Annotated in this window: 23 protein-coding genes and 1 pseudogene; 7 read left to right on the top strand and 17 right to left on the bottom strand. The window is 51.1% G+C overall.

Annotation, left to right across the window (positions count from 1 at the left end):
• Positions 1-9 precede the first annotated feature (9 nt).
• From R70723_RS12735 to R70723_RS12710, 6 genes are all read right to left on the bottom strand, one after another.
• Positions 10-1,293, bottom strand: coding sequence for a hypothetical protein (locus tag R70723_RS12735; RefSeq protein WP_039872480.1), 1,284 nt, complete (start codon positions 1,291-1,293; stop codon positions 10-12).
• Between the two features lie 156 nt (positions 1,294-1,449).
• On the bottom strand, positions 1,450-3,054 hold the full coding sequence (locus R70723_RS12730; RefSeq protein WP_039872478.1) for a helix-turn-helix domain-containing protein: 1,605 nt from the start codon (positions 3,052-3,054) through the stop codon (positions 1,450-1,452).
• A gap of 118 nt (positions 3,055-3,172) precedes the next feature.
• A complete protein-coding gene (locus R70723_RS12725) occupies positions 3,173-4,180 on the bottom strand; it encodes an ABC transporter substrate-binding protein (protein ID WP_039872476.1) in 1,008 nt (335 codons plus the stop codon).
• Positions 4,181-4,390: 210 nt separating this feature from the next.
• A complete protein-coding gene (locus R70723_RS12720; protein WP_039872473.1) occupies positions 4,391-5,101 on the bottom strand; it encodes an ABC transporter permease in 711 nt (236 codons plus the stop codon).
• Positions 5,098-5,946, bottom strand: a complete 849-nt coding sequence (locus tag R70723_RS12715; RefSeq protein ID WP_039872470.1) for an ABC transporter ATP-binding protein — start codon at positions 5,944-5,946, stop codon at positions 5,098-5,100. Before R70723_RS12715 ends, R70723_RS12720 begins: the two co-directional genes overlap by 4 nt.
• Positions 5,947-6,075: 129 nt before the next feature.
• The gene (locus R70723_RS12710; protein ID WP_231574878.1) at positions 6,076-7,149 is read right to left on the bottom strand and encodes a LytTR family transcriptional regulator DNA-binding domain-containing protein; all 1,074 of its coding nucleotides are present in this window, start codon (positions 7,147-7,149) and stop codon (positions 6,076-6,078) included.
• Positions 7,150-7,343: 194 nt separating this feature from the next.
• Between R70723_RS12710 and R70723_RS12705 the strand changes: the two genes are divergently transcribed.
• Positions 7,344-8,402: a LacI family DNA-binding transcriptional regulator gene (locus tag R70723_RS12705; RefSeq protein ID WP_039872465.1), complete on the top strand. Its 1,059-nt coding sequence runs from the start codon at positions 7,344-7,346 to the stop codon at positions 8,400-8,402.
• A gap of 148 nt (positions 8,403-8,550) precedes the next feature.
• Positions 8,551-10,987 (top strand): annotated as a pseudogene (locus tag R70723_RS31575) (GH36-type glycosyl hydrolase domain-containing protein).
• 349 nt (positions 10,988-11,336) lie between these two features.
• On the opposite strand, the gene R70723_RS12695 reads toward R70723_RS31575, so the two are convergent.
• Together R70723_RS12695 and R70723_RS12690 are read right to left on the bottom strand one after the other, a co-directional pair.
• The gene (locus R70723_RS12695) at positions 11,337-11,858 is read right to left on the bottom strand and encodes a hypothetical protein (RefSeq protein ID WP_039872462.1); all 522 of its coding nucleotides are present in this window, start codon (positions 11,856-11,858) and stop codon (positions 11,337-11,339) included.
• 129 nt (positions 11,859-11,987) lie between these two features.
• Positions 11,988-13,940, bottom strand: a complete 1,953-nt coding sequence (locus R70723_RS12690; RefSeq protein WP_039872461.1) for a glycoside hydrolase family 127 protein — start codon at positions 13,938-13,940, stop codon at positions 11,988-11,990.
• Between the two features lie 128 nt (positions 13,941-14,068).
• Between R70723_RS12690 and R70723_RS12685 the strand changes: the two genes are divergently transcribed.
• A complete protein-coding gene (locus R70723_RS12685; protein WP_039872460.1) occupies positions 14,069-14,941 on the top strand; it encodes a helix-turn-helix transcriptional regulator in 873 nt (290 codons plus the stop codon).
• A gap of 74 nt (positions 14,942-15,015) precedes the next feature.
• Here the strand turns inward: R70723_RS12685 and R70723_RS12680 are convergent, their stop codons facing one another.
• Positions 15,016-15,237 carry a hypothetical protein gene (locus R70723_RS12680; RefSeq protein ID WP_039872459.1) on the bottom strand — a complete coding sequence of 74 codons (222 nt, stop codon included), beginning with the start codon at positions 15,235-15,237 and terminating at the stop codon, positions 15,016-15,018.
• Positions 15,238-15,419: 182 nt separating this feature from the next.
• Between R70723_RS12680 and R70723_RS12675 the strand changes: the two genes are divergently transcribed.
• Complete coding sequence (locus tag R70723_RS12675; protein WP_039872458.1) at positions 15,420-15,941, top strand: DUF3231 family protein; 522 nt, start codon at positions 15,420-15,422, stop codon at positions 15,939-15,941.
• Between the two features lie 117 nt (positions 15,942-16,058).
• Positions 16,059-16,643 carry a YitT family protein gene (locus R70723_RS12670; RefSeq protein ID WP_039872455.1) on the top strand — a complete coding sequence of 195 codons (585 nt, stop codon included), beginning with the start codon at positions 16,059-16,061 and terminating at the stop codon, positions 16,641-16,643.
• Positions 16,644-16,671: 28 nt separating this feature from the next.
• On the opposite strand, the gene R70723_RS12665 is transcribed toward R70723_RS12670, so the two are convergent.
• Both R70723_RS12665 and R70723_RS12660 read right to left on the bottom strand, forming a co-directional pair.
• A complete protein-coding gene (locus R70723_RS12665; protein ID WP_081957365.1) occupies positions 16,672-17,109 on the bottom strand; it encodes a helix-turn-helix domain-containing protein in 438 nt (145 codons plus the stop codon).
• A complete protein-coding gene (locus tag R70723_RS12660; RefSeq protein ID WP_197071803.1) occupies positions 17,021-18,673 on the bottom strand; it encodes an ATP-binding cassette domain-containing protein in 1,653 nt (550 codons plus the stop codon). Before R70723_RS12660 ends, R70723_RS12665 begins: the two co-directional genes overlap by 89 nt.
• Positions 18,674-18,928: 255 nt before the next feature.
• On the opposite strand from R70723_RS12660, the gene R70723_RS12655 reads away from it, so the two are divergent.
• The gene (locus R70723_RS12655; RefSeq protein WP_039872450.1) at positions 18,929-19,696 is read left to right on the top strand and encodes a threonine/serine exporter family protein; all 768 of its coding nucleotides are present in this window, start codon (positions 18,929-18,931) and stop codon (positions 19,694-19,696) included.
• A 31-nt stretch (positions 19,697-19,727) separates the two neighbouring features.
• Positions 19,728-20,168: a threonine/serine exporter family protein gene (locus R70723_RS12650; RefSeq protein WP_039872448.1), complete on the top strand. Its 441-nt coding sequence runs from the start codon at positions 19,728-19,730 to the stop codon at positions 20,166-20,168.
• Positions 20,169-20,256: 88 nt separating this feature from the next.
• On the opposite strand, the gene R70723_RS12645 is transcribed toward R70723_RS12650, so the two are convergent.
• The 6 genes from R70723_RS12645 to R70723_RS12620 form a co-directional block, all read right to left on the bottom strand.
• Complete coding sequence (locus tag R70723_RS12645; RefSeq protein ID WP_081957363.1) at positions 20,257-20,787, bottom strand: GNAT family N-acetyltransferase; 531 nt, start codon at positions 20,785-20,787, stop codon at positions 20,257-20,259.
• A 2-nt stretch (positions 20,788-20,789) separates the two neighbouring features.
• Positions 20,790-22,811, bottom strand: coding sequence for a Na+/H+ antiporter (locus tag R70723_RS12640; protein ID WP_039878677.1), 2,022 nt, complete (start codon positions 22,809-22,811; stop codon positions 20,790-20,792).
• A gap of 117 nt (positions 22,812-22,928) precedes the next feature.
• Entirely contained in the window at positions 22,929-23,564 is a 636-nt protein-coding gene (locus R70723_RS12635) for an NAD(P)-dependent oxidoreductase (RefSeq protein WP_039872446.1), read from the bottom strand.
• 19 nt (positions 23,565-23,583) lie between these two features.
• Positions 23,584-24,456 (bottom strand): VOC family protein, encoded by an 873-nt coding sequence (locus R70723_RS12630; protein ID WP_039872445.1) that lies wholly within the window; start codon positions 24,454-24,456, stop codon positions 23,584-23,586.
• A gap of 190 nt (positions 24,457-24,646) precedes the next feature.
• Positions 24,647-25,075, bottom strand: coding sequence for a hypothetical protein (locus R70723_RS12625; RefSeq protein WP_039872443.1), 429 nt, complete (start codon positions 25,073-25,075; stop codon positions 24,647-24,649).
• Between the two features lie 430 nt (positions 25,076-25,505).
• Positions 25,506-25,928, bottom strand: coding sequence for an Rrf2 family transcriptional regulator (locus tag R70723_RS12620; RefSeq protein ID WP_039872441.1), 423 nt, complete (start codon positions 25,926-25,928; stop codon positions 25,506-25,508).
• Positions 25,929-25,969 lie beyond the last annotated feature (41 nt).

The raw sequence follows: 25,969 nt of genomic DNA, 5'->3' as shown, positions 1-25,969 counted from the left end.
TTGCTGATTCTAATAGCTGGCATAGATATACACCGAACCCAGCGTATCTCTCCAATAGCATAATGCATTATAGCTGACATAATAGATATTTCCCCAGCTGCTGATCTTCATGTACATATTAGCATTGCTGTCCTGGATATAGCCTAATGCTGTAAACCAGTGAAACACCATGCTGGAGGTACTTCCCGTATCAGGGTAGGTGGTGCTGCCTGTGGACGTTTTTTTGCCGGCGAGGACAGCAACCGGTTTGTTCCCGTTGATGCCTGTTTTGATATTATCCCATACCAGTGTATTAGAGGTCGTTGTAGGAGTTCCGAGATTGGTGTTATCACTTCTCAATTGCGACGCTAAGTAAGGACTATGATTATAATTGCTTAAATATGAATTAAGTCCGGCTTTGAATTCCGGAAAAGTAGTGCCCCAAATCGCAGACATGCTGTTCACTAAAACACTGCCCATAGTATACATATCCATAGCCCTTGCCGGATCGGCCTTCCACCACAGCATATCATTATAGGATGAATTGCGCTGCCCCAGCGAATACAAAAGATTAGTGCCGGCAGCAGGACCGCAGCCAAAATTCTCAGCTAATCCTAACGAGCCCTGAACATTTGTAAGAAAGACACTTTGGGTCGGGAAGCTAATCTGGGTATAGCCGCTGCTGGGCGGAGAAGGCTGGGCAGCAGCCACACTGAACTCAGGCATTTGAAAGGCCAGGGCTTCTGTAGAAATTCTCTCGCCGGTAATAACGTTAACTGCTGTTTTATCAAAGGCTTGCTGCTCTTTATCAACCTCTACACTATAAGACAATAGCGGTCCGCCATAAAGGAGCTCTGAATTGGCCAGTGCGGGGTCAGCATTCGTTTTTTGGACGGGTGAAGGCGTTGTTCCATGCTCCATAACGGCAAGCTTACCGTTATCTTCAAGATCTCCGAGGATTATGTAGCCTGTATAGCTGTCTCCGTTATAAAGATCGATATTGTAATAAGTCCGTTCATCTATCCCCTTCAATGGCGTTATTTCTTGACGCTCCGCTCCGGCTCTTCTCTGCAGGCCGTTTTGTTCAAAGACCGATATTTGACCCAGAAATTCCTGAACAGCTTGTGCCGCGGCTGCCTTATCAACCGAAGTGTCCTGAAGCTCTTCCTCATTAAATAATATGCTTTGCATTTTGCTTTCTGCATCTGCCTGCGTGACTAATGGAGCCGGGTCCGGCTGCTCCTCTGCCGAGACTGCTGCAGCGTTCGCTGTTAACATGAGGCCTGCCATAAGAACGGAAATGATCTTTTTCATACATACCTCCATAGAATGGTTAATATGAAACCTCCAGTTGATTACCTATTAGTTCCAAATAAAGAATAACCTTCATTTTCTATGAAAGCATTATCATTAGTCATATTCCTATTAATTGTTATTTGCTATGTCAGGTATCTCCTTCGAGAATCAGCCTCACGCCAGAACCTGCAACACATCCTCTATTTTGCGCCGGTGCGCCATCACGCCATAATTCATCCAGGCCATAAAATCCATCTCGTATACGCAGCCGCTGCGCACAGCAGGCAGGCTGCGCCAGAGCGGACTTTCAAGCAGCTCCCGGCCTTCCCCCATCTGGCGGTCAAAGGTAATGAACAGATGATCTGCCGTCAGCTGTGCGAGGGCCTCCAGGCTGAGATTCACCTGCTTCTGCCCCCGGCACAGCTGACGGACCAGCGGATGCGGCTGCAGCCCGAGGTCGCTGTGCAGCACACCACCTGTATAGCCCAGCCCGTCACATCCGTACAGCATAATGCCGGCGGAAGAGATACGGAGCACTGCTACAGTCTGCGTACCTGCTAAGCGGCTGAGCCGCTGCCTGGCTGCACGCGCCTTGTCCTCATAACTGCCAATAACCTCCTGAACGCTTCCGGACCGGCCGAAAATCGCTGCCGCTGAACGCAGGGTGGCACGCCAGTTCTCCTGATGAAACGGAAGCTTGAGCAATGGCGCTACCTGACTGCATTCCTCGAGATGCCAGCGCTGAAAGCCGTCATCAAGCATAATCAGCTCCGGCGTATAACGGGACAGCCCCTGCCAGTCGCCGGTGGAAATATCAAACGCCGGAATCTGGTGAAGCCCAAGGTAATCCTGCTTGCCCCAATCTGCATGACAGTACTGCGCAACAGGCGTGATGCCCAGGGCCAGCAGATAATCCTCCAGAAACGGGGCGAATATCCGTGTCCCCTCCTGGTAGAGGCTTCTGTATTTGCCCGGTGTAACCCCGACGCTCCCCTTAAAACGGCGGCTGAAATAATACTCATTGCTGTAGCCCACCGCCAGAGCAATCTCATGCAGCCTGTCTTTACTCATCAGCAGCTGCTGCTGTGCGCGTTCAATCCGCAGTCCGTTAAGGTACTCCAGCGGAATCTGGCCGGTCTGTTCCTTGAACAGCCTGGTAAAGCGGCTGCGGCCCAGGCCGGCAATCTCCGCCAGGCCGTCAACCGTTACCGTTTCATTGAAATGCTCCTGCATATATTGTATAGAGCGTTGAACCGCCGCCCGCTCATCCTCAGGCACAGCTGCACAGGGATTAGCACGCATGAGCAGCAGCAGCAGTTCCTGGAACCGGCTCTGGGCGGCAAAATGTTCTATACGCTCTGTGCTTCTAAGGCTCTGATGAATCGATTCCAGCAGCATATTGATTTGCGGGAACGGACGGCACTGTAACGGACCGGGCTGCAGCAGCCCGTCGTCAGGCAGGCTTTGCATTCCAAGCCCCCCGTTGTCACCGGCAGCAAGCACTTCAAAATGAAGCCGGTAAAAGCTCAAGCCCTGCTCCCCGGCACTAATCCGGTCTAAGGCTCCGCGTTCAAACTGGAATCCGGCACCCTTATCCAGCGGGTAACGCTGTCCGTCTGCTTCAACCCAGCCCTGCCCGTCTGTTACTATAATAAGAGCCGGAACCGGAAAATAACCGGTTTGCCTGTTGTCAGACATGGACTGTGCTAATGTCTCTATGCTGTTTAGACTGTATAACAGTCTGTACGGGGACGTACCTTCATATGCCCTTTCTTCCATTGCTCCGCCTCCTGACTGAGAATCATTTTCATTAATCCAGTGTAAAACAAAAAAGAAGGCCTATCAACCATGCTGATAGACCTTCTTCAATATTTGCTGCCAAAGCCAAAGTAATGAACTATTTAACTATCGCCTTAAGCAGATCGTCAAGCTTCATGGAATTGGCGGTAATGGCCCCGGACTGCCAGTGTGAACGTTCCATTTTGTAAATATTTCCGTTCTTCACTGCCGGAATGTTCTTCCAAAGCGGCCCGTCCAGAATGCTCAGGGCATCCTGATTCTCAGGGGTGTCCCAGTCCCCGTTATCGAGGAACACAATGAAATGATCAGCGCCCAGCTCCGGAATCACCTCTTCAGAGATAATCGACTGGTAGTCCGTCATCTCTGCTGCCATATCAACAGGAGTTAGTCCGAACTGATCATAGATTACCCCGGTATAACGGTTTTTGACCCCGAATAAGGCAAATGACTTATCAGCTACATTGAGCCGGATTACTGCTACCTTTTCCTGGCCGATTGCCTGCTGCAGCTTGGCTTTACCGTCCACTAATTTTGCGTCATACTCAGTCAGCACGCTCTCGGCTTTTTCCGGAATACCCAGAGCATCAGCTATTGCAGCGAGCATCAGCCTGGAGTCCTGCAGTACCGCCTCAGGCAGCCGGTAAACTGGTGCCACCTTAGAGTAGTTCTCGTAAGCTGTCTTGTCAGCACCGCCGTCCAGAATGATCAGATCCGGATTCTGGTCCAGAAGCGCCTCCATACTGCCGGTTATATCAAATTCCGGAACATCCAGTCCGAGATAATCCTGCTTGCCCCAGCTCGGATGATACCATTGCACCACCGGTGTAATACCCAGTGCCTTCAGATAATCCTCTACATAGATACCGGCAACCCGCTGCGGATGCACCGGAATCTCAACATCACCGAATTCCCCGGTAATAGTACGCATTTCTGCTTCACTGCTTGTATTGCTGTCCGGCGCATTGCTTGCTGCAGTCTCTGCCGCATTCTCTGTCTGTGCGGCATTTCCGCTGGCTGCATTATCATTGCTTCCGCAGGCAGCCAGTACTGCCATTAACATTAGGAGCATTGCTGTCCAGATATATTTCCGACCCCGTTTTACCATTGAACTCTCCACTCCCGACATTGATGTGATTGATTATCATTCTCAATAATCATATTGTCAATACTAGCATGCTTGTCTGAAGTTTCAATGCACTTTCTCAGCGGATTTTTTATACAAACTCAACTATTTAACTTCACATAGCAGCAAACAGAGACAGCCGTAACCTTTAAAACGGTTCACAGGCTGTCCCTCTGTTAATCTTTATGAGCCTTATTCATCCACCATCCGCTTCTTATACACATAGGCAGCAACTGCATGTATCACCAGTACCCAAGCCAGGATGACCAGCAGATGCAGCATAACATCACCCAGGCCGGCACCAGCCTCTACACGGTTCGCCAGCTCCAGCAATTGAAGGTTCGGCATATATTCTACCACAGCCAGTACCGGATATTTCTCGATAAACGGAGTGAGGAAGGAGCCGGAGCTGAAGATGAACATAATCGGAACGATAACTACAGAGGCCTCCATAACCGATTTGGTAAACAAACCGATCAGCGTACCTAGTCCAACATAGAACACCGCGGATAACACGAGCGCAATAGCAATTACAGCCATATTCCGGGGATTATAGCCGCTGAGCCAGATTGATCCGGCAACAACAACAGCTGTGGCGATAAAGCTCAGCAGGCTTTTTCCGCAAAAGATTTCTAGTGTACTGGCCGGAGACAGCATCAGTCCGCGCAGTGTGTTCTTTTCCTTCTCTTCCGCAATCAGGGAGGACTGGACATAAGCCCCTACCAGGATGAAGCCCAAATTAATGATCAAATAATGAGAAGCAATGCCTACAATCCCCATGCGGCCGAATAAAACAGCCATCAGGAGCGGCATAATTAATGTGGTGGATACGAACAAATTGCGGGACAAGTCCTTATAATCCTTTTGCAAAATAGCAATTATTCTTCTCGTTGAAAATGTCATGCCAGCTTCCTCCCTGTCACTTCTACAAATATATCGCCAAGTGTCGGATGATTCGATTGCACGGATACAAGCTGGTTCGTGCTCATATAACGGAACATCTGGTCCGCGCCTTCAGGCCCCTTCGGGACAATGACCATGCTGCCGTCGGCCAGCTCGACTGTCAGAGTGGGCTCCCCCCGCTGCTGGCGCAGCTTTTTGGGGCTGTCCAGGAGCCGGATTTCCCCGCTGTTCAGGAACGCAACCCGGTCGCATAACGCCTCTGCCTCATTCATGTCATGTGTCGTCAGGAAAATCGTCGTGCCCTTCTCCTTTAATAGAAGCAGCCCTTCATGAATATGCTTTGTATTGACCGGATCTAGCGCCGAAGTCGGCTCGTCCAGGAACAGCAGCTCAGGCTCGTGCAGGAATGCCCTTGCCAGAATAACCCGCTGCAGCATCCCTTTCGACAGCTTGGATACAGTCTTCTTTTCTTCACCCGCCAGATTAACCATCTGGAGCACCTCAGCGATTCTTTGATACGGCACGCCGTAAAGATCGCAATACAGCTTCAGATTATCGTAGACATTCAGCCTGCCGTACAGGGCCGTGTTGTCTGTGACGATGCCAACCTTTTGCCGGTAGGCCTCAGACTTCAGCTGCTCAGTGCTTACACCAAAGGCATACGCGCTTCCGGATGTCGGCCTCAGCTGTGCTGTCAGGATTTTAATAGTAGTCGTCTTGCCTGAACCGCTGGGACCGAGGAACCCGAATATCTCTCCTCTTTTCACACTGAACGTGACATCCTTCAGCGCCTGGGAAGACCCGAATGCTTTCTGTAATGAAGTGACTTCAATAATATTCTCCATCTCCTGCTCATCCTCCGTCTTGTGCTGTCTATGTCCAAATCGTACGGCAAATGCCGCAGCAGCGCATTAAAATCACCGTGAATGGAGCACAAAAGAGCGTGAATGGAGCATATGTATCCCTGAATGGAGCTATTTCAGGCCCATCATTTCCTTTAATTCGGCCATTTTGGTCTTGGATAAGGGCACCGAGGTTTTCGCCGCATCATCGAGTACGAGACTATAGCTGTTGCGGGTAAACGTGATCACCTCACGGACCTTCTGGAGATTAACGAGATAGGAACGGTGGCAGCGGAAAAATCCGTAGGAATGCAGACGCTCCTCCAGCTCATTAATTTTAAAAGCAGTCGGATAAAGCTCACCGCCGATTGAAAGCTGGGTCTGACCGTCACTGCTTTCGACATAATCAATTTCCGGCGGATTGAACAGAATGATTTTGTCGTTCATGCGGGTCGGTATTTTCTCAAAACGGAACAGCTGAAGCGTCTGCTCTATCTCCTCGGCTGCTTCTTCCTCTGCTATCACTAAAAGGTCCAGCTCAGCTTCGGCTAATTCTTCAGCCTGGTCCTCTTCACCTTGGATATCAAAACTCTGTAGTCCCTTTTCATCCAGCCGGTACACCCGGTTAGTTATACTGAGCGCAGTCTCCATGTTACCGGTCAGAATAAGTACCGCTTTCCCGCTGTCGCACAGCTGCTGCACAAGCCGCCTGAACACAAGCTTTGTTTCGTTATCGACATTCTGGTCCGGCTCCTCACAGACGAGCAGCTGCGGGTCCTGGATAATCAGCCGGGCATACTGCACACGTTTCCGCTCAGAGTGGCTCAGGGCGGATAAACGCACACCTGCTTTGGCATCAAGCCTGACCATCCGCATTACCTCCTCGACCGGACGGCCGTAGCCATACAGCTTGCTGTAAAAGCGCAGGTTCTCTTTTACCGTTAATCTGGTGTATTCCCCCTGCTCCAGCAGCAAAAAACCAGTCTCAGGCACCGCCTGCCGGATATGTCCGGTATATGTATGGCCGTTAATTCTGATTTCCCCTTCAGCCACAGGCAATTTGCCTGTAAGAATGCCGAGGAGCACAGCCCGTGCGTTCATTCCCGTATGCAGCGCAACCGCTTCCTGCCGGGAAACCTCCATTGTAAATGCGGGAAATACAACAGAGTGTTCCGTATAGCTTTCCAATTGTCTTATTGACAGCACAGTCACTTCATCACCTGACCCGTTTGTTTTTAGTTCTGCTTCTATTTCTCTCTTTATAATAAATCTATTCTATTATAGCAGCTTCTGTTCACCAGTTTTTCAAAAAGAGAATTGTTAAAAGAGGATTGATTTCCGGGACATTATATTTTACAATGAACTCATAAACGCGCGTTTACAAGCAAAAAGGGGGCAATATGCGCAGCGAAGATATAGCGAGGCTCGCAGGGGTGTCCCGAAGCACGGTGTCCCGCGTGATCAACAATTATTCCAATGTCCCTGAAGAGACGCGGGCCAAGGTACTGAAGGTTATTGAGCAGCATCAGTATGAGCCCAACAGCTTTGCCCGGGCTCTGGCCGGCAAGAAGACCGATACGATCGGGCTTTTTGCCATCAGCATGAACGAGAAGGAGAACACGACCCGGATCTACCAGAATAACTACTTTGCACCGTTCGTCGATGCCGTAGTCGACACGGCGAATGCCAGAGGCTGTTATGTGCTGATCCACACCGTCTACTCCCCCGATGATTTCCTGAAGGTCAAGCAGGCATTCCTGCAGAAACGGATTGACGGCGGTATCATCGTCGGCACCCAGAAGGATATTGATATTGTGCGGGAAATGGTGGGGCTGGACTCCCCGCTTGTGCTGATCGATTATGATATTTCAGAGATCATGGCAGAGCATCTGGACCGCAATCATCTGGCTATTGTTAACTCCAAGGATTATGAGGGCACGGTCGAAGCCATTGAGCATCTGATCGGACTTGGCCACAAGGAAATCGGCATGATCTGCGGACGGATGAACACTTACTCCGGCAGGGAACGCTACATGGCCTATGCGGATACGCTGAAGCGCCACGGGCTCATTCCCAATGAACAGTTTGTCCTGCAGGGCGATTTTTTGAAGGAAAAGGCTTATGAAGAGGTTAAACAGCTGATTGCTTCGGGTAATACGCTGCCGACCGCTTTCTTCTCCTCCAATGACGATATGGCGATTTCGGCCATGGAAGCGCTCGCCGAGCACGGCATCTCCGTGCCTGAGGACATCTCGATTGCCGGATTTGATGATGTGCAGCTTGCTGCCCGCATTCATCCCAAGCTGACCTCTGTGCGCCTGCCGATTTATGAAATGTCCAAGGCTGCCGTCGAGAAGGTCATCGAGCTCTGCGATTCACAGCAGCCAACCTTCAGCACCATCAGCTTTCCGGCCCGGCTGGTCGAAAGAGATTCCTGTCAGCCGCCGAAGGCAACCTAATCAGCAAGCAGAGACGGCTTCGCCTTCCAAAACAGGAGGGGTTCCGTCTCTGCGAGAACTATACTTCAAGAGAAACTCCCTTTGCCCCGAGGGAATTTTTTCTGACTCCCGTAAACGCGCGTTCACAATCGAAAGGAGACTCTCCTAAATGAAATTCGGAACTTTTGACGACACTCGCAAAGAGTACGTAATCAACACCCCAAAAACACCTTATCCATGGATCAACTACCTCGGTAACGAGCAATTTTTCGGTCTTATTTCCAATACTGCCGGCGGTTACACCTTCTACCGTGATGCACGCATGAGAAGACTTACCCGTTACCGGTATAACAATATTCCGCTGGACAACGGCGGCCGCTACTACTACCTGCATGATGATGGTGATTTCTGGACTCCGGGCTGGATGCCGGTTAAGCGTGACCTCGATTTCTACGAGTGCCGCCACGGTCTTGGCTACACTTCCATTACTGGTGAGCGCAACGGTATCTCCGTTAACCAGCTTGCTTTTGTACCGATGGGCCACAATGCCGAAGTACACCGCCTCATCGTTAAGAACACTGGCGACGTGAAGAAAACAGTTAAGCTGTTCTCCTTTGCCGAGTTCTGTCTGTGGAATGCCCATGATGATATGACCAACTTCCAGCGCAACCTGAGCATTGGTGAGGTTGAAGTCAAGGATTCCGTTATCTATCACAAAACCGAATACCGTGAGCGCAGAGACCACTACGCTTTCTATTCTGTAAATAAACCGCTGGCCGGCTTCGACACTGACCGTGAATCCTTCCTCGGCATGTTCAACGGACTGGACAACCCTGAGGTGGTCGCTTCCGGACAGGCTAACAATTCCGTAGCCTCCGGCTGGTCGCCAATCGGCTCCCACGCTCTGGATATTACGCTCGAACCGGGTGAACAGCAGTCCTTCATCTTCGTTCTCGGCTACATCGAGAATCCAGAAGATGAGAAATGGGAAGCACTGAATGTCATCAACAAAAAACCGGCACAGGCTGTTATCGACCAGTTCGCCACAGACGAGCAGGTTGACGCTGCACTTGCTGTTCTGGCTGCACACTGGGATAACCTGCTGTCCAAATACCAGATCCAGAGCGGTGACGACAAGCTGAACCGGATGGTTAACATCTGGAATCCGTACCAGTGTATGGTTACGTTCAACATGTCCCGTTCCGCTTCCTACTTTGAATCCGGGATCGGCCGCGGTATGGGCTTCCGCGATTCCAACCAGGATCTGCTCGGCTTCGTACACCAGATTCCTGAGCGTGCCAGAGAACGTATTCTCGACATCGCTGCTACCCAGTTCCCTGACGGCAGCGCATATCACCAGTACCAGCCGCTTACCAAAAAGGGCAACAACGAAGTCGGCTCCGGCTTCAATGATGATCCGCTCTGGCTGATCTCGGGAACTGCTGCCTATATTAAGGAAACCGGCGATTATTCGATTCTTGATGAGCAGGTTCCATTTGACAGCAATCCGGACCATACTGCTACCCTGTTTGAGCACTTGAAGCTGTCCTTTGAGCATGTTACCAACAATCTCGGACCACACGGCCTGCCGCTGATCGGCCGCGCGGACTGGAATGACTGCCTCAACCTGAACTGCTTCTCCACCGTTCCTGGCGAATCATTCCAGACTACCGAGAACATCGCAGGCGGTACAGCGGAATCCGTATTTATCGCTGGTTTGTTCGTCTTCGTTGGACCGGACTATGCAGAAATCTGCCGCATGCGCGGACTTGACGATGTAGCTGCAGATGCTGTTGCCAAGATCGAAAACATGCGTGAAATCACGCTGACTCACGGCTTCGACGGAGACTGGTTCCTGCGTGCTTACGACCACTACGGCGATAAGATCGGCAGCAACGAAAATGAAGAAGGCAAAATCTTCATCGAGCCGCAGGGTATCTGCGTTATGGCCGGCATCGGTGTTGAAGGCGGCCAGGCAGCCAAGGCTCTGACATCTGTAGAAGAGCACCTGGATACTGAATACGGTATCGTATTGCAGCAGCCAGCGTACTCCAAGTACTATCTGAACCTTGGTGAAATTTCCACGTACCCTCCGGGCTACAAGGAAAATGCGGGTATTTTCTGCCACAACAACCCGTGGATCATGATCGCCGAAACCGTGCTTGGACACGGGGACAGAGCGTTCGAAATTTACAAAAAAAATCGCTCCGGCCTACCTGGAGGACATCAGCGAAGTACACCGTATGGAGCCTTATGTGTACTCCCAGATGATCGCCGGTAAAGACGCTGTGCGTCACGGTGAAGCGAAGAACTCCTGGCTGACAGGTACAGCTGCATGGAACTATGTAGCGATTACCCAGTCGATTCTCGGTATTCAGGCTGACTTTGCCGGTCTGAAGGTTGATCCTTGTATCCCTTCCGAGTGGGACGGCTTCGAAATCACCCGCGTCTTCCGCGGGGACACTTATGTCATCACCATCAAGAACCCGAACCATGTGTCCAAGGGCGTTGCCAGCCTGACTCTCGACGGTGCTGCTGTTGAAGGCAACATCATTACCCCGGTCGGCGACGGCGCTGTACACAAAGTTGTAGTTGAGCTTGGCTAATTAGCTGCTGAGGCCGCTTAGGCGGACGTAGGCTTTTGGATGTAAAAGAACCCGGTTATCCGCTGATGCGGAGTAACCGGGTTCTTTATGTGTAGGGCTGCCGGGTTCAGAATGGCTGGGAGTTTAATGTTGCCGGGAGTAACGTCGGGTAAGCCGGTTTAACTGCAGTTTATGCAACTAAATCCGGTAAATAGCTACCTTTGTGCGCTTTAAGTGTATTCCGTGCAATTAAAACAGGCCGGATAGCCTAATTCAGAGATTTTCAGTACGTTTAAGTGTACAAAGTGCAGCTAAACACCTTAGTCATGATAGCTGATAGCCGCTTCACAAGCGTTCGCTCCCCGTCATATCAGTCTATAGTAACCAGTCCCCACTTGCCTTCCTTGCTCTGCATGAACCAGTAATTCGGGCTGTCCGCCCTCTCTTCACCGTCTGCGGTAAGCCAGTTGTAATTCACGTTCATTACTACTCTTCCATCCGGCTGGCTGAAGATATAATCCACTCCGGTGAAAATAATACCGCCTCCGGACTTGAAGCCATACTCATTGGCCTTGGCCAGCTCCGGCGTTGTAAACGCACGGTTGAACTGCTCCAGGTCCTCATTGACAATCCCCTCAAGCGCCTCTTTCAGGCTCGCTTTAATCTCATCATTTACGACAGGATCAGATATGTCGTCAATATCAAAGGCAATCTCTCGCTTATATTCTTCAGCTTCAGCCGCTGCCTGAGGCGCAGCAGTCACCTGGATGGCAGCCTCCGGCTGCGCCGTTGCTTCAGCAGCCTGTCCGCCTGCACCGCCCGGCTGACCGTTGTCTCCGCAGCCTGCCAGCAGCAGCATTCCCATCATTCCCAGCATAGAAAAACGTCTCATAAGTTATCCTCCTTATTCCCGGATACTTATGAGACGCCAATGCCGCTCTAAAAGTTGCTGCCCGCAGCCGACGCTGAGGGGCCATCTTATTTCATTAGACAGGCAGCATCAGGACATAGCTTCCAGTCATTAATCCCGGACCCACACCTTCATCTCACCGCTGCCGCGGTTGCCCCACATGTAATACGGGATCGCCGTAACCTCGACAGGCTTAACGCCGGCCTTCGTGCTGCCGTACAAACCGCCGTTCCAGCCTGCCTCATCTACACGGAAACCATCTGTCTTCACGACAACAGCTCCGCCGAGCAGCGACTTATCAAAGCTTTCGGTAAACGCTCCTGCGTCATCCAGGGAAATGGAGCTGAGTGTTGCTCCGTTATCCGCCTCCTCCAGACAGTAGACCAGCGGCCCCCGCTGAATGGCTGTCTGTCCGGCATCGGCACGCAGCTGCGGATGGGCGTAGACACGGCCTGCTGTCATAGGGAGGCTAAGCTCAATGACATCCCCGGCGTTCCAGGTGCGGCGGATAACGGCATAACCTTGCTCAAGAACAGAAGCAATATCCACAGCTTCTCCGTTGACCGTAAGCACCGCCCCCGTGCTCCAGACAGGAATCCGCACCGCAAGGCCAAATTCAGCAGCCGCAGCCGGCACAACCTTAAACTGCACCTTGCCCTCCCACGGGTAATTGTTCTGCTGGCTGACGGTAACCTCCTGTCCGCCAAGTGTAAAGACAGATTCACTGCCAATATACAGATTCGTATACAGGGTATCTCCATGCACCGTATAGATATACTGGTTCAGGGAAGTGAGCAGACGCGCCACGTTCGGAGGGCAGCAGGCGCAGCCGAACCACCCCTGGCGCTCTGCTTTTACATGATGCTTGCCCGGATTGCAGGAGCAGGCCTGCGGCCATACCTCCAGGGGGTTAACATAGAAGTAATGCTTGCCGTCCTGGGCCATAGAGCCAAGTACATTGTTATACAGCGCCCGTTCCATCACATCCGCATATTTGGCATCAGGAGTAAGCTCCAGCATCCGCTTTGCAAAAAAGATCAGCCCGATCGAAGCGCATGTCTCAGCATAGACAGTATCGTTAGGCAGGTCATAATCAAAGGTGAAGGCTTCACCGTGATGGGTCGAGCCAATCCCTCCGGTAATATACATCTGCTTCTGCGTCATATTAAGCCACAGCCGTTCGCAGGCCTCACGCAGCCCGGCATCGCCGGTAAGCGCCGCTAAATCTGCCATTGCAGTATACATATAGACAGCGCGGACGGAATGGCCTACCGCTACACTCTGCTCACGTACCGGCAGATGCGCCTGAAGATAAGCCAGATCGGTCTTATCCGTTTTGCCGCTCCAGTGTGTAACCTGTCCCCGGTCCTCCCATTCTTGATGGAGGAAATTCGGTTCCTGTCCGCGCTGGTCGATGAAAAAGCTGCTAAGCTGAAGATATTTCTGCTCCCCGGTCAGCCGGTACAGCTTCACCAGCGCCAGCTCGATCTCCTGGTGGCCGTCATAGCCCTTAAGCTTGCCCTCTTCCGGCCCAAAGACGTCTGCAATATGATCAACCAGCCGGCGGACAATATTCAGCAGCTTATCCTTACCGGTCGCTTCGTAGTATGCCACCGCTGCCTCGATGAAATGGCCGGCGCAATAGAGCTCATGGCAGTCCTGCAGATTGGTCCAGCGGTTGCCCGGTTCTTTTATAATAAAATACGTATCCAGATAACCGTCTGCCTGCTGTGCTTCCCCGACCAGCTCAATAACCTCATCCGCCCGGCGCTCCAGCTCAGGATCCTGCTTAATACTCAGGGAGTAGCCGACCGCCTCCAGCCATTTTGCCACGTCGCTGTCCTGGAATACCCAGCCCTTAAATTCACCGTTCTTTCTTCCGGCAGCGATTTCAAAATTGGCAATCGCATGGCTCGGCTCCGCTTCGGGCACACGGTCATGCAGCGCTTCATATTGATAAGGGATCACGACATCCTGTACAAGCCTGATATAACGGCCCCAGAATTCATCTTTAATTTCGGTGGTACCCGGAAGTGTTGCTCTTGTCTGTGTAATTTTGTTCATTTTATTCTTCCCTCCGCAGTGAATTTCTCCTCGCTAATTGCTATTATAGGCGGTAAAATGAAACAAAAACAGGAACAGAAGCAACCCTGTTTTTGTACTATTTCACACAACAGAAGAGGAGCCTGCACATGACCTTTCCACCCTCCTATATTCACTTGGCTGCGCCGCCGTTCCCTTATTTTCTGGAATGCGGCCGCACCGTCTATCAGCCCGGAGACCAGCATCCCAACCGCAGGGCTATGGGCAAGTTTGACCTGATATTTGTGGAGGAAGGCTGCCTGTACATCGGAGAGGAGCATAAGCAGTGGGCCGTCCCCGCCGGACACAGCCTGCTGCTGCTGCCTGACCGCTATCACTATTCAGCGAAGCCCTGTGAGACGGTGACCTCCTTCTTCTGGGTTCATTTTCACACTGTCGCGGAGTGGGCTGAGGCTGAAGGGGAGCCCGTCTATGCTGACCGTGATGCCCACTTCCGGGAGTTCCTTACACACCCCTATACAATCCGTATCCCGCAGTTTGGCCCCCTGCCTGACCCGTTCATGCGGAGCGGCCAGGCGGAGCTGCTGCTCCAGCTGAATGGAGTCAGACGGTCCGGTGCGGTATGGCAGCAGCAGCGGATTTTTGAGGAGATGCTGCGGATGACGGATCTGGCCCAGCAGGACGCCGCAGGCAGCCATGCCGTGGAAATCGCCGAGCAGACGGAGGCCTATATCCGTAATCATTATGCTGAAGCGCTGACTAACAGCCTTCTGGCAGAGGAGCTGCACTTTCATTACAACTATCTGGCCCGCTGTATGAAGCGGGTGTACGGGCTGACCCCAATGGAATATTTGACAGACTACCGTCTGGAGCAGGCTAAGCTGCTGCTGCTGAAGACTGAAAAATCCATAGCGGATATAGCAGAACAGACAGGCTTTGAGAGCACAGCCTACTTTTCCCGGCGCTTCACCGGCAAGGTGGGGATATCCCCGCTGCGTTTCCGCAAGCGGTACTCCCGTTAACAGACATGCCAAATACCCCAAGCCGGCAATAAGTGCATTGCGGCGGCTTGGGGTATTTTCAGACCAGCAGCTTGTCATCTGCCCGTGTTCAGCGGATAAGCACGGAATTCATACAGCTCCCGGCTGTACGATAAACCGCGTATGCTTACGGAGTTAGGCGTGTATTGCCTGATCCGGGCGCCATCCTCCAGAATATCATCCTCATATTCCTTAACGGCTACTGCCACCGGTATCTCCGATAATGCTGCAGCCAGGAGATCCAAGTCACTCTCCAGTACTTTGTATGTATAGTCCATCTGCGCCGTTCACCTGCTTTATTAAATAATCTGTTTATTCGTAATTATTACTATTAATATAATGGTTTTTAGGTGTGTCTGCAAGTCCTTTCAGCTTCGTTCCTAATGGTTCTGAATAAAACAAGCTATGCCGGACAACCTAACTCCACGTTCCTAATTCTATAATATAAGGAGATGTTCATATGTCAGGAGTGCTGGGCGGCAGCCCCAAGGACGAGCCGCTTCATTACGGGGAAATTTATGGCCTGTGGCAATTTACTGCTTCAGCCAAAATGGCCTTATCCGCTTTTCAGGCCTACCGTTACCATGCCGGAGATAGAGACCTCAAGGTCATTATTGATGACTTCATCGATCAGGTGCACCGGGAAATCAAAGCTTGCGACAAGCTGCTGAGGTCGAACGGCTTCATGGCGCCTCCGGAGCTGCCCGACCGTCCATCGGCAAAGCTTGATGACATCCCGGCCGGAGCCAGATTTACAGATCAGGAAATTGCCGCAGCCTTATCCTCCTCTGCTGCAGCCGGAATGGTGGTATGCAGCCAGGCCGCGGGAATATCGATCCGCGAGGATCTCGGCCCCATGTACATGAAATTCCATGCGCAAATGGCCGCACTGGGGCTTGCACTGCTCCACTTAAATAAGAAGAAGGGCTGGCTGGTGCCGCCGCCTCTTCAGCTTAAGCACCGTGAGCCTGCGCTAGTCTGAAAAGGATGACCGCCACACCCGATAATCCTGCGCAAGCAGGATTTTTTGCTGCCAGCTATTTTTTTCCAGTTTCGAGCATATCTATTAAGACATGCCTTAATTCTGGAGTTGTTGAATATGCGTCCATTATTACGTTTTGCAGTCATCCTGCTGGGAAGCCTGCTCATAGCAGCCGCAACCAACTTTTTTCTGGTCCCCTACAAAATACTGGATGGCGGCGTAATCGGCATTGCCCTGATCCTCAATTACACAAGCGGCATCAACATCGGACTGGCTATTGTCTGCTGCAGCCTTCCCATTTTCCTGCTCGCCTGGCTAAAAGAACGGGATATTTTTTACAACAGCATAATCGGGCTGCTTGCCTCCTCACTGCTGATTGAGCTGCTGGGACCGCTACAGTATTATTTTCTTTACTATATTGAAATCGGCTCCATCTCAAGTGCGATCATCGGCGGCTTCCTGATGGGTACCGGGCTTGGTCTGATGCTGCGCTTCAAAGCCAGTACAGGCGGCACGGATCTGCTGGCCAAGTTCATGAAACGGTACATTCCGCTGAATGTAGGGGTTATTATTTTTCTGAGCGATACCCTGATTATCGGCGCCGGCGGTGTGCTGATCTCCAAGGAAACCTTTTTCCACTCTATCCTGACGATCTTCTCCGGCGGCATTGCTACAGGGTTATGTACGTTAGACAATAAATGACAGGCCAATCCTTACTTTATAAGCAGTCCTAATAAAATCTTTCTTCAATCCATGAACCGAAATTCAAAGTATATTTCCTGTTTCCGGATAGAACCACCCTGAAATAATCAGGCGACAGCAGCTCATAATAGAACCTCCGGTCCTGTCCCGAATACACCTGATTGTATTGCTCAATAATTTGATCCCTGACCGCTTCAAGCTCCGCTTGGCTTTTTACAGGAATGTTGAACGCCAACAGGGATTGCTGAAAGGTCCCGGGGTTATTAAAGTTTTCGGTGAAATCGGTAAACGGGTTATTTAGCCCTGTATCCCCGGTAAGCTTCCGGATATCACTTAAGGTAAACCGCCATTGCCCGCCGACCTTTGCACCTGAAAGCTCACCGGATTTCATATAATTTCTGATCGTTCTGGTGGTCACCTGTAATTCCTTGGCCAGCTCCTCGACCGTCCAATAGCTTTTCATCATTGATATTCTCCGCCTCTAATGAAATCGTACCCGTTGCATATTTAACAGTATCACTGTCATGAGAAGTATATATTACTATTTTATCCTTTGCCATAGCCAGCAGTGCATTAAAAATGTCATCCGATGAGGTCTGGTCAATGCTGCTTGTGCTTTCATCCAAAATATAGACATCCGCATCCTTCAGCAGCATTCTGGCAATGGCAATCCTCTGCTTCTCGCCCCCTGATAAATTAGCCCCGTTCTCTGTAAGCAAAGTGTCCCAAGCCTTTAATTTTAAAATGGGTCCGATCACACCGGATTGTTCAATAATCTTCTTCTGTTCAGGGGTCAGCCGTTCACCGAAACCGATATTCTCCTCCAGGCTTTTTGACAGGATGGCCGTGTTTTGAGCGAGATAGGCAATTCTTGATCTTAAAGAGCTGTTACTAACCGTATGTATCGGCATGTCATTGATTGTGATTCCACTTCCGGCCCGGAATTTCAGCAAAAGCTTCAGTAAGGATGATTTACCGGAACCCGAGGGACCTCGAAGATACACGACCTGGCCTCTGCTTATGTGTTCCTGAAGGGGATAGCCGAACTCCATATTCCCTAGCTTAAATTCCGGCTGCTCAAACGTAATGGACTCAATTGTTGTAACGGGTACTGCGCCGTCAGCCTCTATATTGGAATCCAGATCGCTTTTAACAAAATCAATAGCAGCCTCCAGTGTTTTCAGATTCAGATTGACCTGGGTCAGCTCTCTTAAAGAGTTAAAAAACAGAGGCAATACTACACCAATGATGACTATACTGCCCACTGGTAAGCGCTGTTGTGTGATAGAGTATGCGATCGTTACGTAGATTAAATTTTGCAGGAGCTGGTTTATAAAATCAATGACCGAGCTTGCGCCCTGGGCAAACTTATTGGTATTGGCCAGCGTCTGATACATCTTCCCTATTCCAGGCAGCAGGGCCTTCTCCAAGAATGTAAAATCGGGCAGCTGCTTGATATGATCGGCATTTGACAGCGCAGTTACCAAATCCTTATTGGCCGTGGCGCCTTCGTGCTGCAGTGCCTCCATTTTGTGCTTAAGCCTTTTATTTATAAACCGGAAGCCAAAAAAATTCACAGGTATAAGAATCAGCAGACATAAAAAGATGGACCAATGAACAGAATAAGCCAGAAAAAGGGAAAAGAAAATGATAAAGCCCGCCCGGGTCAAGCCTTCAAAGCTGGAAATCATGAACAGATACACGGTGTCCACAGCTGAAAAAATCCTGTTAATCAGGTAGGTCGGCTCAAGCCTGCTGTACGCATCATAGTTCATTTTAAACATTTTATGTAAAAGCGACGACAGATGCCCAGTATTAAATTTTGCAGCATAGTTCTGTCTATAGATCAGTAAAGCAAACTGCAGCACGAAGGAAATGAACATTGCAGCAATAACCATTCCGAAGATATCCGTATCGGCCTCTGTTTTCCGGCTACTTAGAATCTGGATGATAACAGGAGTAATCGTAGAGGTTATTGAGGCTAGTACGACTAAAAGCAGGGTAATGGCAACGAACTTTTTATTCTTCAATATAAGCTCCTTCAAATAAATCCTCCCCTTTATCAAACCCTTTACCAAAAAATTCCGGTATAATTTCAAAAGATATCACAACATTCCTATATTTTCAATATAAACATGAAATATTAGGAAACCATAAACAGTCTATCGGATAACGATTTTGTTTAATTTTTATCTTTTAGCAGAATGACATTAATAATGGTTGATCTTTTTGTGAATTGCGGCGACAATCGGATATATAACATTTCAGGGGAGGATATAACGAAGTTGGACAGCACAAGCAATAACAGCAATACTTCCACGCATGACATTATCGATCTATGCCTGCTGGCCGGCAAAATTATGCTGCAGAGCGGCGCAGAAACATACCGTGTTGAGGACACAATGTCCCGTATGGCCGCAGCGCTCGGCTTTCCGGGGGCGCACAGCTATGTAACTCCTACGGTTATTATGTTTACTACGAGCCGGACCGAGCCGGTGAAGCTGTTCCGGATTGCGGAACGGACCACCGATCTGAAGAAGGTCTCGGACGTTAACGATATTTCACGCCGGCTGAGCGAACGCCAGCTTACCGCAGCCGAAGCCCGCGAACGCCTGGGGGAGGTGGATGATGCCGCCCATGCCTATCCGCTCTGGCTGCAGATTGTTGCAGCTGCCCTGACCGGGGCATGCTTCACTGTCATGTTCAAGGGCAGCCTGTGGGATGCACTTCCGGCCCTGCTGGTATCCGCACTTGGCTTTGCAGCCGCGACCTATCTGCACCGGCTTGTCCAGATCCGGTTTTTTGCCGAGTTCTCTGCCTCCTTCCTGATCGGTCTGACCACCTTCCTCTCGGTTAAGACAGGCATCGGCCAGGAAATGGACAAGATCATCATCGGCTCGGTCATGCCGCTTGTCCCGGGACTTCTGATTACGAATGCAGTCCGTGACCTGATGGCCGGCCACCTGGTATCCGGGCTGTCCAAGGGAGCCGACGCTTTCCTGACTGCATTCGCCATCGGGACCGGCATCGGGCTTGTGCTCTCGCTATTCTAAAAATATACGGTGTGAAAGAGGTCTGTCGTTCATGATTTTGCAATTAGTTACCAGCTTTATCGCGGCTGCCGCCTTCTGTATCCTGTTCAATGCACCGGCACGTGCGCTGCTGCAGTGCGGGATTGCCGGGATGGTCGGCTGGGTTCTGTATCTGGAGCTTGAGACGCAGCTGGATACCGTGGTCGCCACCTTCCTTGCAACGGTTGTAGTCGGCGTAATCAGCCAGCTGTTCGCCCGCTCGTATAAGATGCCTGTCATCATCTTCAGTGTCGGCGGAATCATTCCGATGGTTCCCGGGGGGCTGGCTTATGATGCCATGCGTAATTTTGTTGAGAATGACAATAATCAGGCGATTCAATACGGTGTGCAGGCGCTGCTGTTATCCGGGGCAATTGCAACAGGCCTTGTGCTCAGCGAGGTGCTGGGTCAAATGTTCCGCCGGAAAAAGCCTAGCGGCACCGGTCTGAAATGATTTGCCAGCATGCAGAAAAAGGCCGGCTGCGGTCAAGGGAGAAGCTCCTTTGCCGCAGCCGGCCTTTCCTATGGAGAGGTCAGCTGTTTCATTCATTAGCCGGTCCGATGATTTTCTGGTAGCTGGCAATATCCAGCCATCTTCCGAACTTGCGGCCGATTTGCCTGAACAAGGCGCTTTGTTCGTAGCCGTACTTAGTGAACAGCCGGCGGCTTGGCTCATTATCTGCACAGACAGTGGCGACCAGAACGTGAAAGCCGAGTGCTGCAGCCTCACGTTCAATGAAAGCCAGCGCCTGCCCGCCAATCCCCTGCCCGCTGCTGTCCGGGTTCAGATAAATACTGATCTCTCCGGAAGTATCATAAGCCTGCTTGTTCTTATGCCTGGTTATGAGGACATAGCCCGCTAAGCTCCCTGCCTGCTTAATAGCATAGGATTTGAAGCGCGGATCGCTGTTTAACACGGAGCTCCGCATCTCGTCAAGAGTCAGAGGCTCTGTGTGGAACGATACCGTCGTATTCAGCACGTAATAATTATAAATATCCAGCACACCGGCCAGATGCTCTTCCTTAGCTTGTTCAAAAATCAGTTCATCTGCCACCGTTCCCCTGTTTCCCACCGTCAATCCTCCCAAATCGATGTTTCCAGCTGATCCACAAACCGGCGCAGCCTGCCGGCAATCTTGAGATTGATCGCTCCGTTCTGATACATCTGCTGTACGGTATCGCGCTGCTCCTGGATTGCCTTCAGCTTAAGCTCCAGCTTCTGGTCGTCAATAATCCCGTCCTGGCTCCAGCCCTCACCCTGCTCCAGCCGTGATTCAATCCGTTCATATTTATCGATAACCCGCTGTGCCGCCTCCCGGTTCTCATCATTGATTCCGCTGCTCACCGCACTGACTGCAGCCTGACACATGGCGATCTTTGCTTTACGGGCTTCTTCGGCATTCTGGATAGCCTGCCTGCCCTCCGCACCGCCCAGCCGTCCGGTGAATAACCCGGAGAACAACCGCTGGAGCTCAGTCAGTGAGAACTTCACATGCGTATCAAACCGCTGGCACAGAATGGATTCCGTATGTTCCAGCATTTCTTCCATCTTAACCGCGACGGGCGCCGGAATGGTACCGTTCTCCGTCATCCGCCGCAGCTCGGTCCGTTCCGCCTCAAGTCCGCTAAGCCTTGCTTCAACCCCCAGCCGGCGCTTCCGCTCAGCTGCAGGGTCATTATCCTGCCGGAGCGCACAGATGCGGTCAATCTTGTCGGTGAACTCCAGCAGAGCCGGCTGGTTCATACGCTCCCCCGTCTCCGAGACCAGACTGCGCAGCATGCTCATGCCTGCGTCAATAACCACAGATCTTGCCGCCAGCTCCGTACTTCCGCCTGCTGTCTGGATAACCGTATCTTCGGCTTTGCCTGCAAGAAGCGGCAGCAGAATACTGGCGATTACCAGTGACATCAGAATAACACCTGCTGCCAGCGCGATTATAAGATCACGTTCCGGGAACGGAGATCCGTCTCCCAGGGCCAGCGGAATCGAAAATGCCCCTGCCAGCGTAACGGCTCCCCGGACTCCTGAAATCGAAGTAATGACCAGTGATTTGAGCGGTGTCCTCCGCTCCTTGAATCTTTGGCTTTCAATCAGAGAATACAGATACACCCAGATAAAGCGCAGCAGGATCAGCAGGGCTGTAATAATCAGAACGTACCCGAATACCATGAAATTACTGACCGTCTCATCCCGGTATATTACCCCGACCACATCAGGCACCGAAACACCCAGAATCACAAAGACGAGACCGTTCAGGACAAACAGCAGCACAGACCAGGTGCTGGCAGAGACGAGCTGCAGCTTATACTGCGGCGAAGCGGCACGGTCCTTCTCAATGGCATACACCACGCCTCCTGCAACGACGGCAAGAATGCCCGATACCCCAAGCTCCTCACTGATCAGATAAATAATAAACGGAGTGAGAATCTGCAGCAGCACATGCATGGTAACATCCTCCATGCCGAACCGGCGCAGGAATACGCTTAAGCGGATCAGCAGAAAAGACAGCACCGCCCCAACCAGCAGCCCTCCGGCTGCAATGATGATAAAGCTGAGCCCGGCCTTTGGCAATGAGAACACACCGGTAACGGCTGCAGCAATGGCAAACTTAAAGGCAACCAGACCGGAGGCGTCATTCATCAGTGACTCTCCCTCCAGAATCCGGTGAATACTTCCAGGCAGATGCACCCTTCCTGCCAGCGAGCTGACTGCCACCGCATCTGTAGGCGAAAGGATCGCCGCCAATGCGAAAGCGGCCGCCAGCGGTATCGATGGAATCATCCAGTTAATTGCGTACCCGGCCACCACAACCGTTACGAACACCAGGCCCAGCGCCAGCAGCAAAATCGGTGCCCTCAGATTCCACAGCTCCCCGCGCGGCGTCCGCTTGCCGTCATTGAACAGCAGCGGGGCAATGAACAAAACAAAGAAAAGCTCAGGCTCAAAATGCATATGTATTCCCGTAGGAACCAGTGCGGCGATAACCCCCAGCCCGATTTGAATCAGGGGAACCGGCACAAACGGAATGAATCTGTTCACAACGTTAGATGCCGCAATGAGTCCAAGCATTAACAGTACCGCAAGAAAAGTCTCCAAGCTGCCCAGCTCCATTCCACATCTTTTTTTCATCATTATATCCCAAAAAGAGGCATGACCGCATCATCCGGTTATGCCTCTTGCAATTCTTTTGTTGCAGCCCCCGTCATAGCAGAATCAGGACTCGGAAACTACCGTGAACCGTTCTCCGATATGCTGCGGCTGCTCAAGCTCATCCACAATGGCAATGGCGTAATCCGCATAACTTACATAGCTTTCGCCTTTGGAGTTGACCAGCAGGTGATCCTTGCCCTTGGTGTAAGAGCCTGTTCTGTCTCCGACGGCAAAGTTGGCGGACGGACTGACAAAGGTCCACTTCAGGCCTTCAGTACCCTGCAGAATCTCCAGGTTCTTCCCCTGGTTCAGTGCAGTAGGCTTAACAAAATCAGGGAAGCCCGGTGTATCCACCACCTTCGTTGTCTTGGCTTCATCTACAAACAGGCTGCCGGCTCCGCCGACAACGAGCAGGCGTGTCCCCGGTGCATCCTTAAGCGCATTAATCAGCACATTTCCGGCATCCACATGCAGATGCTCCTGCCCGAACGGCGCGCCGAACGCATTTACGACAGCATCAAAGGTCTGCAAATCAGCGGCGGACAGGTCAAAAACATCCTTTTCCAATACAGCTGCCCGGCTGTCAGTAACTTTTGCAGCGCTGCGTACGATAGCAGTCACCTCATGTCCTCTGTCCAACGCTTCCTTAACTATTTCACTTCCGGCCTTGCCGCCTGCTCCTATAACTGCAATTTTCATCTTAATCCCTCCAGGTCGATTAGTTCTTCTGATGCTGCACGGTCAGGTGAATACCGATATTCCAAGGGTCGGTTAGAATTACTCCGTCCGCTGTTTCCGTAACCGGATAGCCGGCAGCACGAACCCGTTCTGCGACTGTTGTTATTTCGTGTACGTCCGGCAGCTGCAGGGTAAAGTAATCAATGCCCGGAGCGTTCGCCGGAGTAGCCGGCGCACCTTGTCCTGCCCAGACATTCAGGCCCATATGATGATGGTACCCGCCTGCCGAGATGAATAATGCGGAACTCCCGTATTGGGTGGTCGGTTCAAAGCCGAGCGCATCCACATAAAATTTCTTGGCCTCGGCAAGATCACCCACATGAAAATGCACATGCCCGATAATAGTACCTGCCGGCAGGCCCTCCCAGGCTAGCCCTTCTGAAGCAGCGAGCAGTCCATCTACATCCACCGGATCGGTGGTCATTACAACATCTCCGGCAGAATCCCGCTGCCAGGTATCACGGGGACGGTCACGGTACAGCTCAATTCCGTTATTGTCCGGGTCCTGAATATACAGGGCCTCACTCACCAGATGGTCGCCCTGACCGATCTCGATATCCGCTGCAATCAGATTACGCAGCACCAGCCCAAGATTCGGGCGGTCCGGCAGCAGAATGGCAAAGTGGTATAATCCGGCGCCCTTGCGGCTTAACAGCTGAGGACGTTCAATCTCCCGCAGCACCAGCAGCGCCTGACGGCCGTCAGCGGTCATTACTGCTTCCCGGCCCTGACGGCGCAGAACCTGAAGCCCAATCACATTCTGATAAAAAGCGAGTGAACGCTCTAAGTCACTCACTCTTATCTGTACAAGACCAATCTGTGTGCTCTCATGTAAAACCGCTTTTGCCGTCATATTGAACCCCTCCTGAGGTGGCTGCATCCGCTATACCAGGTAATTGCAGCTTAGTGTTAGCTTCTGCTACTAATGTCATTCACTTGTAACTGTTACCGTTACATCTTAACTAACTTTAGTATAGTTGGGGTCCAAAAGTTTGTCAATTACTTTCACGAATAGTTTGGGATTCAATCAAACACAGTATATTTTAGCTTATTCTTTCCGCTCCGTTATAAATCCGTTTATCAAGCATCACTGCCTGAACCCATTCCAAAACGGATGTCCTGCTGAAAAAATATTTCTCATCCACTTTTAAATAGGGCAGCATATCCCCATAAAAGCTTCCGGTTTGACTCAGAATAGTGTGCTCAGCCCTTATAATGTTCATTACCTGATCCTCCTCAAGACCCAACAGCTGTGCTGTCTCCTGGAGATTCAGTACCTCTTTGCCCTGAGCCTCTGTCTTCGCCAGCAGCTCAGCCTGAGCTTTGGCTTCAGTCTGTACCTGGGCCAATGCCGCTTGGGCGGCTTTCTCGCTGCTATCCGCACGTTCACCACTTATAATCAGGCAGCCTATAATAAAGGAAATGCCCAAGATCAGACTTGAACCAAGCTTAACTACAAGATTTTCTTTCATATGTATTCTTCCTCCCCTGTTCTGTATTTCCGGTGAAATCTACTCCACTCTTCCGCAGTTAGCTGCCCTCATGTAAGTCTACCGCCTTTGGAATATTGTGTAAATGCCATCCATAGTGGAACATTAAGTGTAATAAGGTCACCTATTTATTGGACTTCAGCTATTTTGGGAGCCATTAGTTTGATAAAGGCAACCTAATCCGGCTGGCACACTCGTTCCCCCTAATCAGTTACACAGTATCCCAAGCCAAGCTATATGAAACGTTCAAAGGGGATTGTACACAAAAAGACCCTGCCGAGGCACGGCAGGATCTATCTAAAATGCATCCACTGGGGGGTGGAGACCTCAACTATACTCCCCAAACCTTAAAATCAGATAAAATCCTGCTGAAAGCCAACTTAAAATTTAAAAACGACACATTTCCGCTACTTTAGCTAACCGGAATCTGGCCGACAATCTGGTCAAGCGTAACCTCCTGCAGCACCTTCTCCATCGCCTTCTGAGCCATAGAAAAGACCGGTACAATCGCGCCTGCGATATTCTTGCCCACAGGACACTCCGGGTTGGGATGGTCGTGCACAGAGAACAGGCTGTCTTCTTCAACGGCATTTACTGCCCGGTAGATTTCCAAAAGGTTAATATCTACAGCACTGCGCGTAAGCTTGGCTCCGGCTACACCGGGCCGGACCTCAACCAGTCCAGCCTTGTTGAGCATACCGGTAAGCCGCCGGATGACAACCGGATTGGTATTCACGCTGCCGGCAATCCATTCGGAGGTGCTTTTTCCTTCCTTATTGCTGTCAATCAGCGTCAAAATATGAATAGCGACCGCAAAACGGGTGCTGATGTTCATGTGTATCTCTCCTTTGGAGCCTTCAGACAAAAGCTATAGAT

Source organism: Paenibacillus sp. FSL R7-0273 (assembly GCF_000758625.1).
In the GTDB taxonomy this organism is placed as follows: Bacteria; Bacillota; Bacilli; order Paenibacillales; family Paenibacillaceae; genus Paenibacillus_AQ.
The sequence above is the reverse complement of the archived record's forward strand: the minus strand, read 5'-3'. Positions and strand labels throughout refer to the sequence as shown.

Bases quoted from the DNA above. Each gene is read 5' to 3' on its own strand.
- R70723_RS12730 (WP_039872478.1), bottom strand. From the start codon at position 3,054: ATGGAAGAAAGGGCATATGAAGGTACGTCCCCGTACAGACTGTTATAC.
- R70723_RS12635 (WP_039872446.1), bottom strand. From the start codon at position 23,564: ATGAAAATTGCAGTTATAGGAGCAGGCGGCAAGGCCGGAAGTGAAATA.
- R70723_RS12735 (WP_039872480.1), bottom strand. From the start codon at position 1,293: ATGAAAAAGATCATTTCCGTTCTTATGGCAGGCCTCATGTTAACAGCG.
- R70723_RS12630 (WP_039872445.1), bottom strand. From the start codon at position 24,456: ATGACGGCAAAAGCGGTTTTACATGAGAGCACACAGATTGGTCTTGTA.
- R70723_RS12670 (WP_039872455.1), top strand. From the start codon at position 16,059: ATGCGTCCATTATTACGTTTTGCAGTCATCCTGCTGGGAAGCCTGCTC.
- R70723_RS12665 (WP_081957365.1), bottom strand. From the start codon at position 17,109: ATGATGAAAAGCTATTGGACGGTCGAGGAGCTGGCCAAGGAATTACAG.
- R70723_RS12680 (WP_039872459.1), bottom strand. From the start codon at position 15,237: ATGGACTATACATACAAAGTACTGGAGAGTGACTTGGATCTCCTGGCT.
- R70723_RS12720 (WP_039872473.1), bottom strand. From the start codon at position 5,101: ATGACATTTTCAACGAGAAGAATAATTGCTATTTTGCAAAAGGATTAT.
- R70723_RS12650 (WP_039872448.1), top strand. From the start codon at position 19,728: ATGATTTTGCAATTAGTTACCAGCTTTATCGCGGCTGCCGCCTTCTGT.
- R70723_RS12685 (WP_039872460.1), top strand. From the start codon at position 14,069: ATGACCTTTCCACCCTCCTATATTCACTTGGCTGCGCCGCCGTTCCCT.
- R70723_RS12675 (WP_039872458.1), top strand. From the start codon at position 15,420: ATGTCAGGAGTGCTGGGCGGCAGCCCCAAGGACGAGCCGCTTCATTAC.
- R70723_RS12620 (WP_039872441.1), bottom strand. From the start codon at position 25,928: ATGAACATCAGCACCCGTTTTGCGGTCGCTATTCATATTTTGACGCTG.
- R70723_RS12625 (WP_039872443.1), bottom strand. From the start codon at position 25,075: ATGAAAGAAAATCTTGTAGTTAAGCTTGGTTCAAGTCTGATCTTGGGC.
- R70723_RS12725 (WP_039872476.1), bottom strand. From the start codon at position 4,180: ATGGTAAAACGGGGTCGGAAATATATCTGGACAGCAATGCTCCTAATG.
- R70723_RS12695 (WP_039872462.1), bottom strand. From the start codon at position 11,858: ATGAGACGTTTTTCTATGCTGGGAATGATGGGAATGCTGCTGCTGGCA.
- R70723_RS12690 (WP_039872461.1), bottom strand. From the start codon at position 13,940: ATGAACAAAATTACACAGACAAGAGCAACACTTCCGGGTACCACCGAA.
- R70723_RS12715 (WP_039872470.1), bottom strand. From the start codon at position 5,946: ATGGAGAATATTATTGAAGTCACTTCATTACAGAAAGCATTCGGGTCT.
- R70723_RS12705 (WP_039872465.1), top strand. From the start codon at position 7,344: ATGCGCAGCGAAGATATAGCGAGGCTCGCAGGGGTGTCCCGAAGCACG.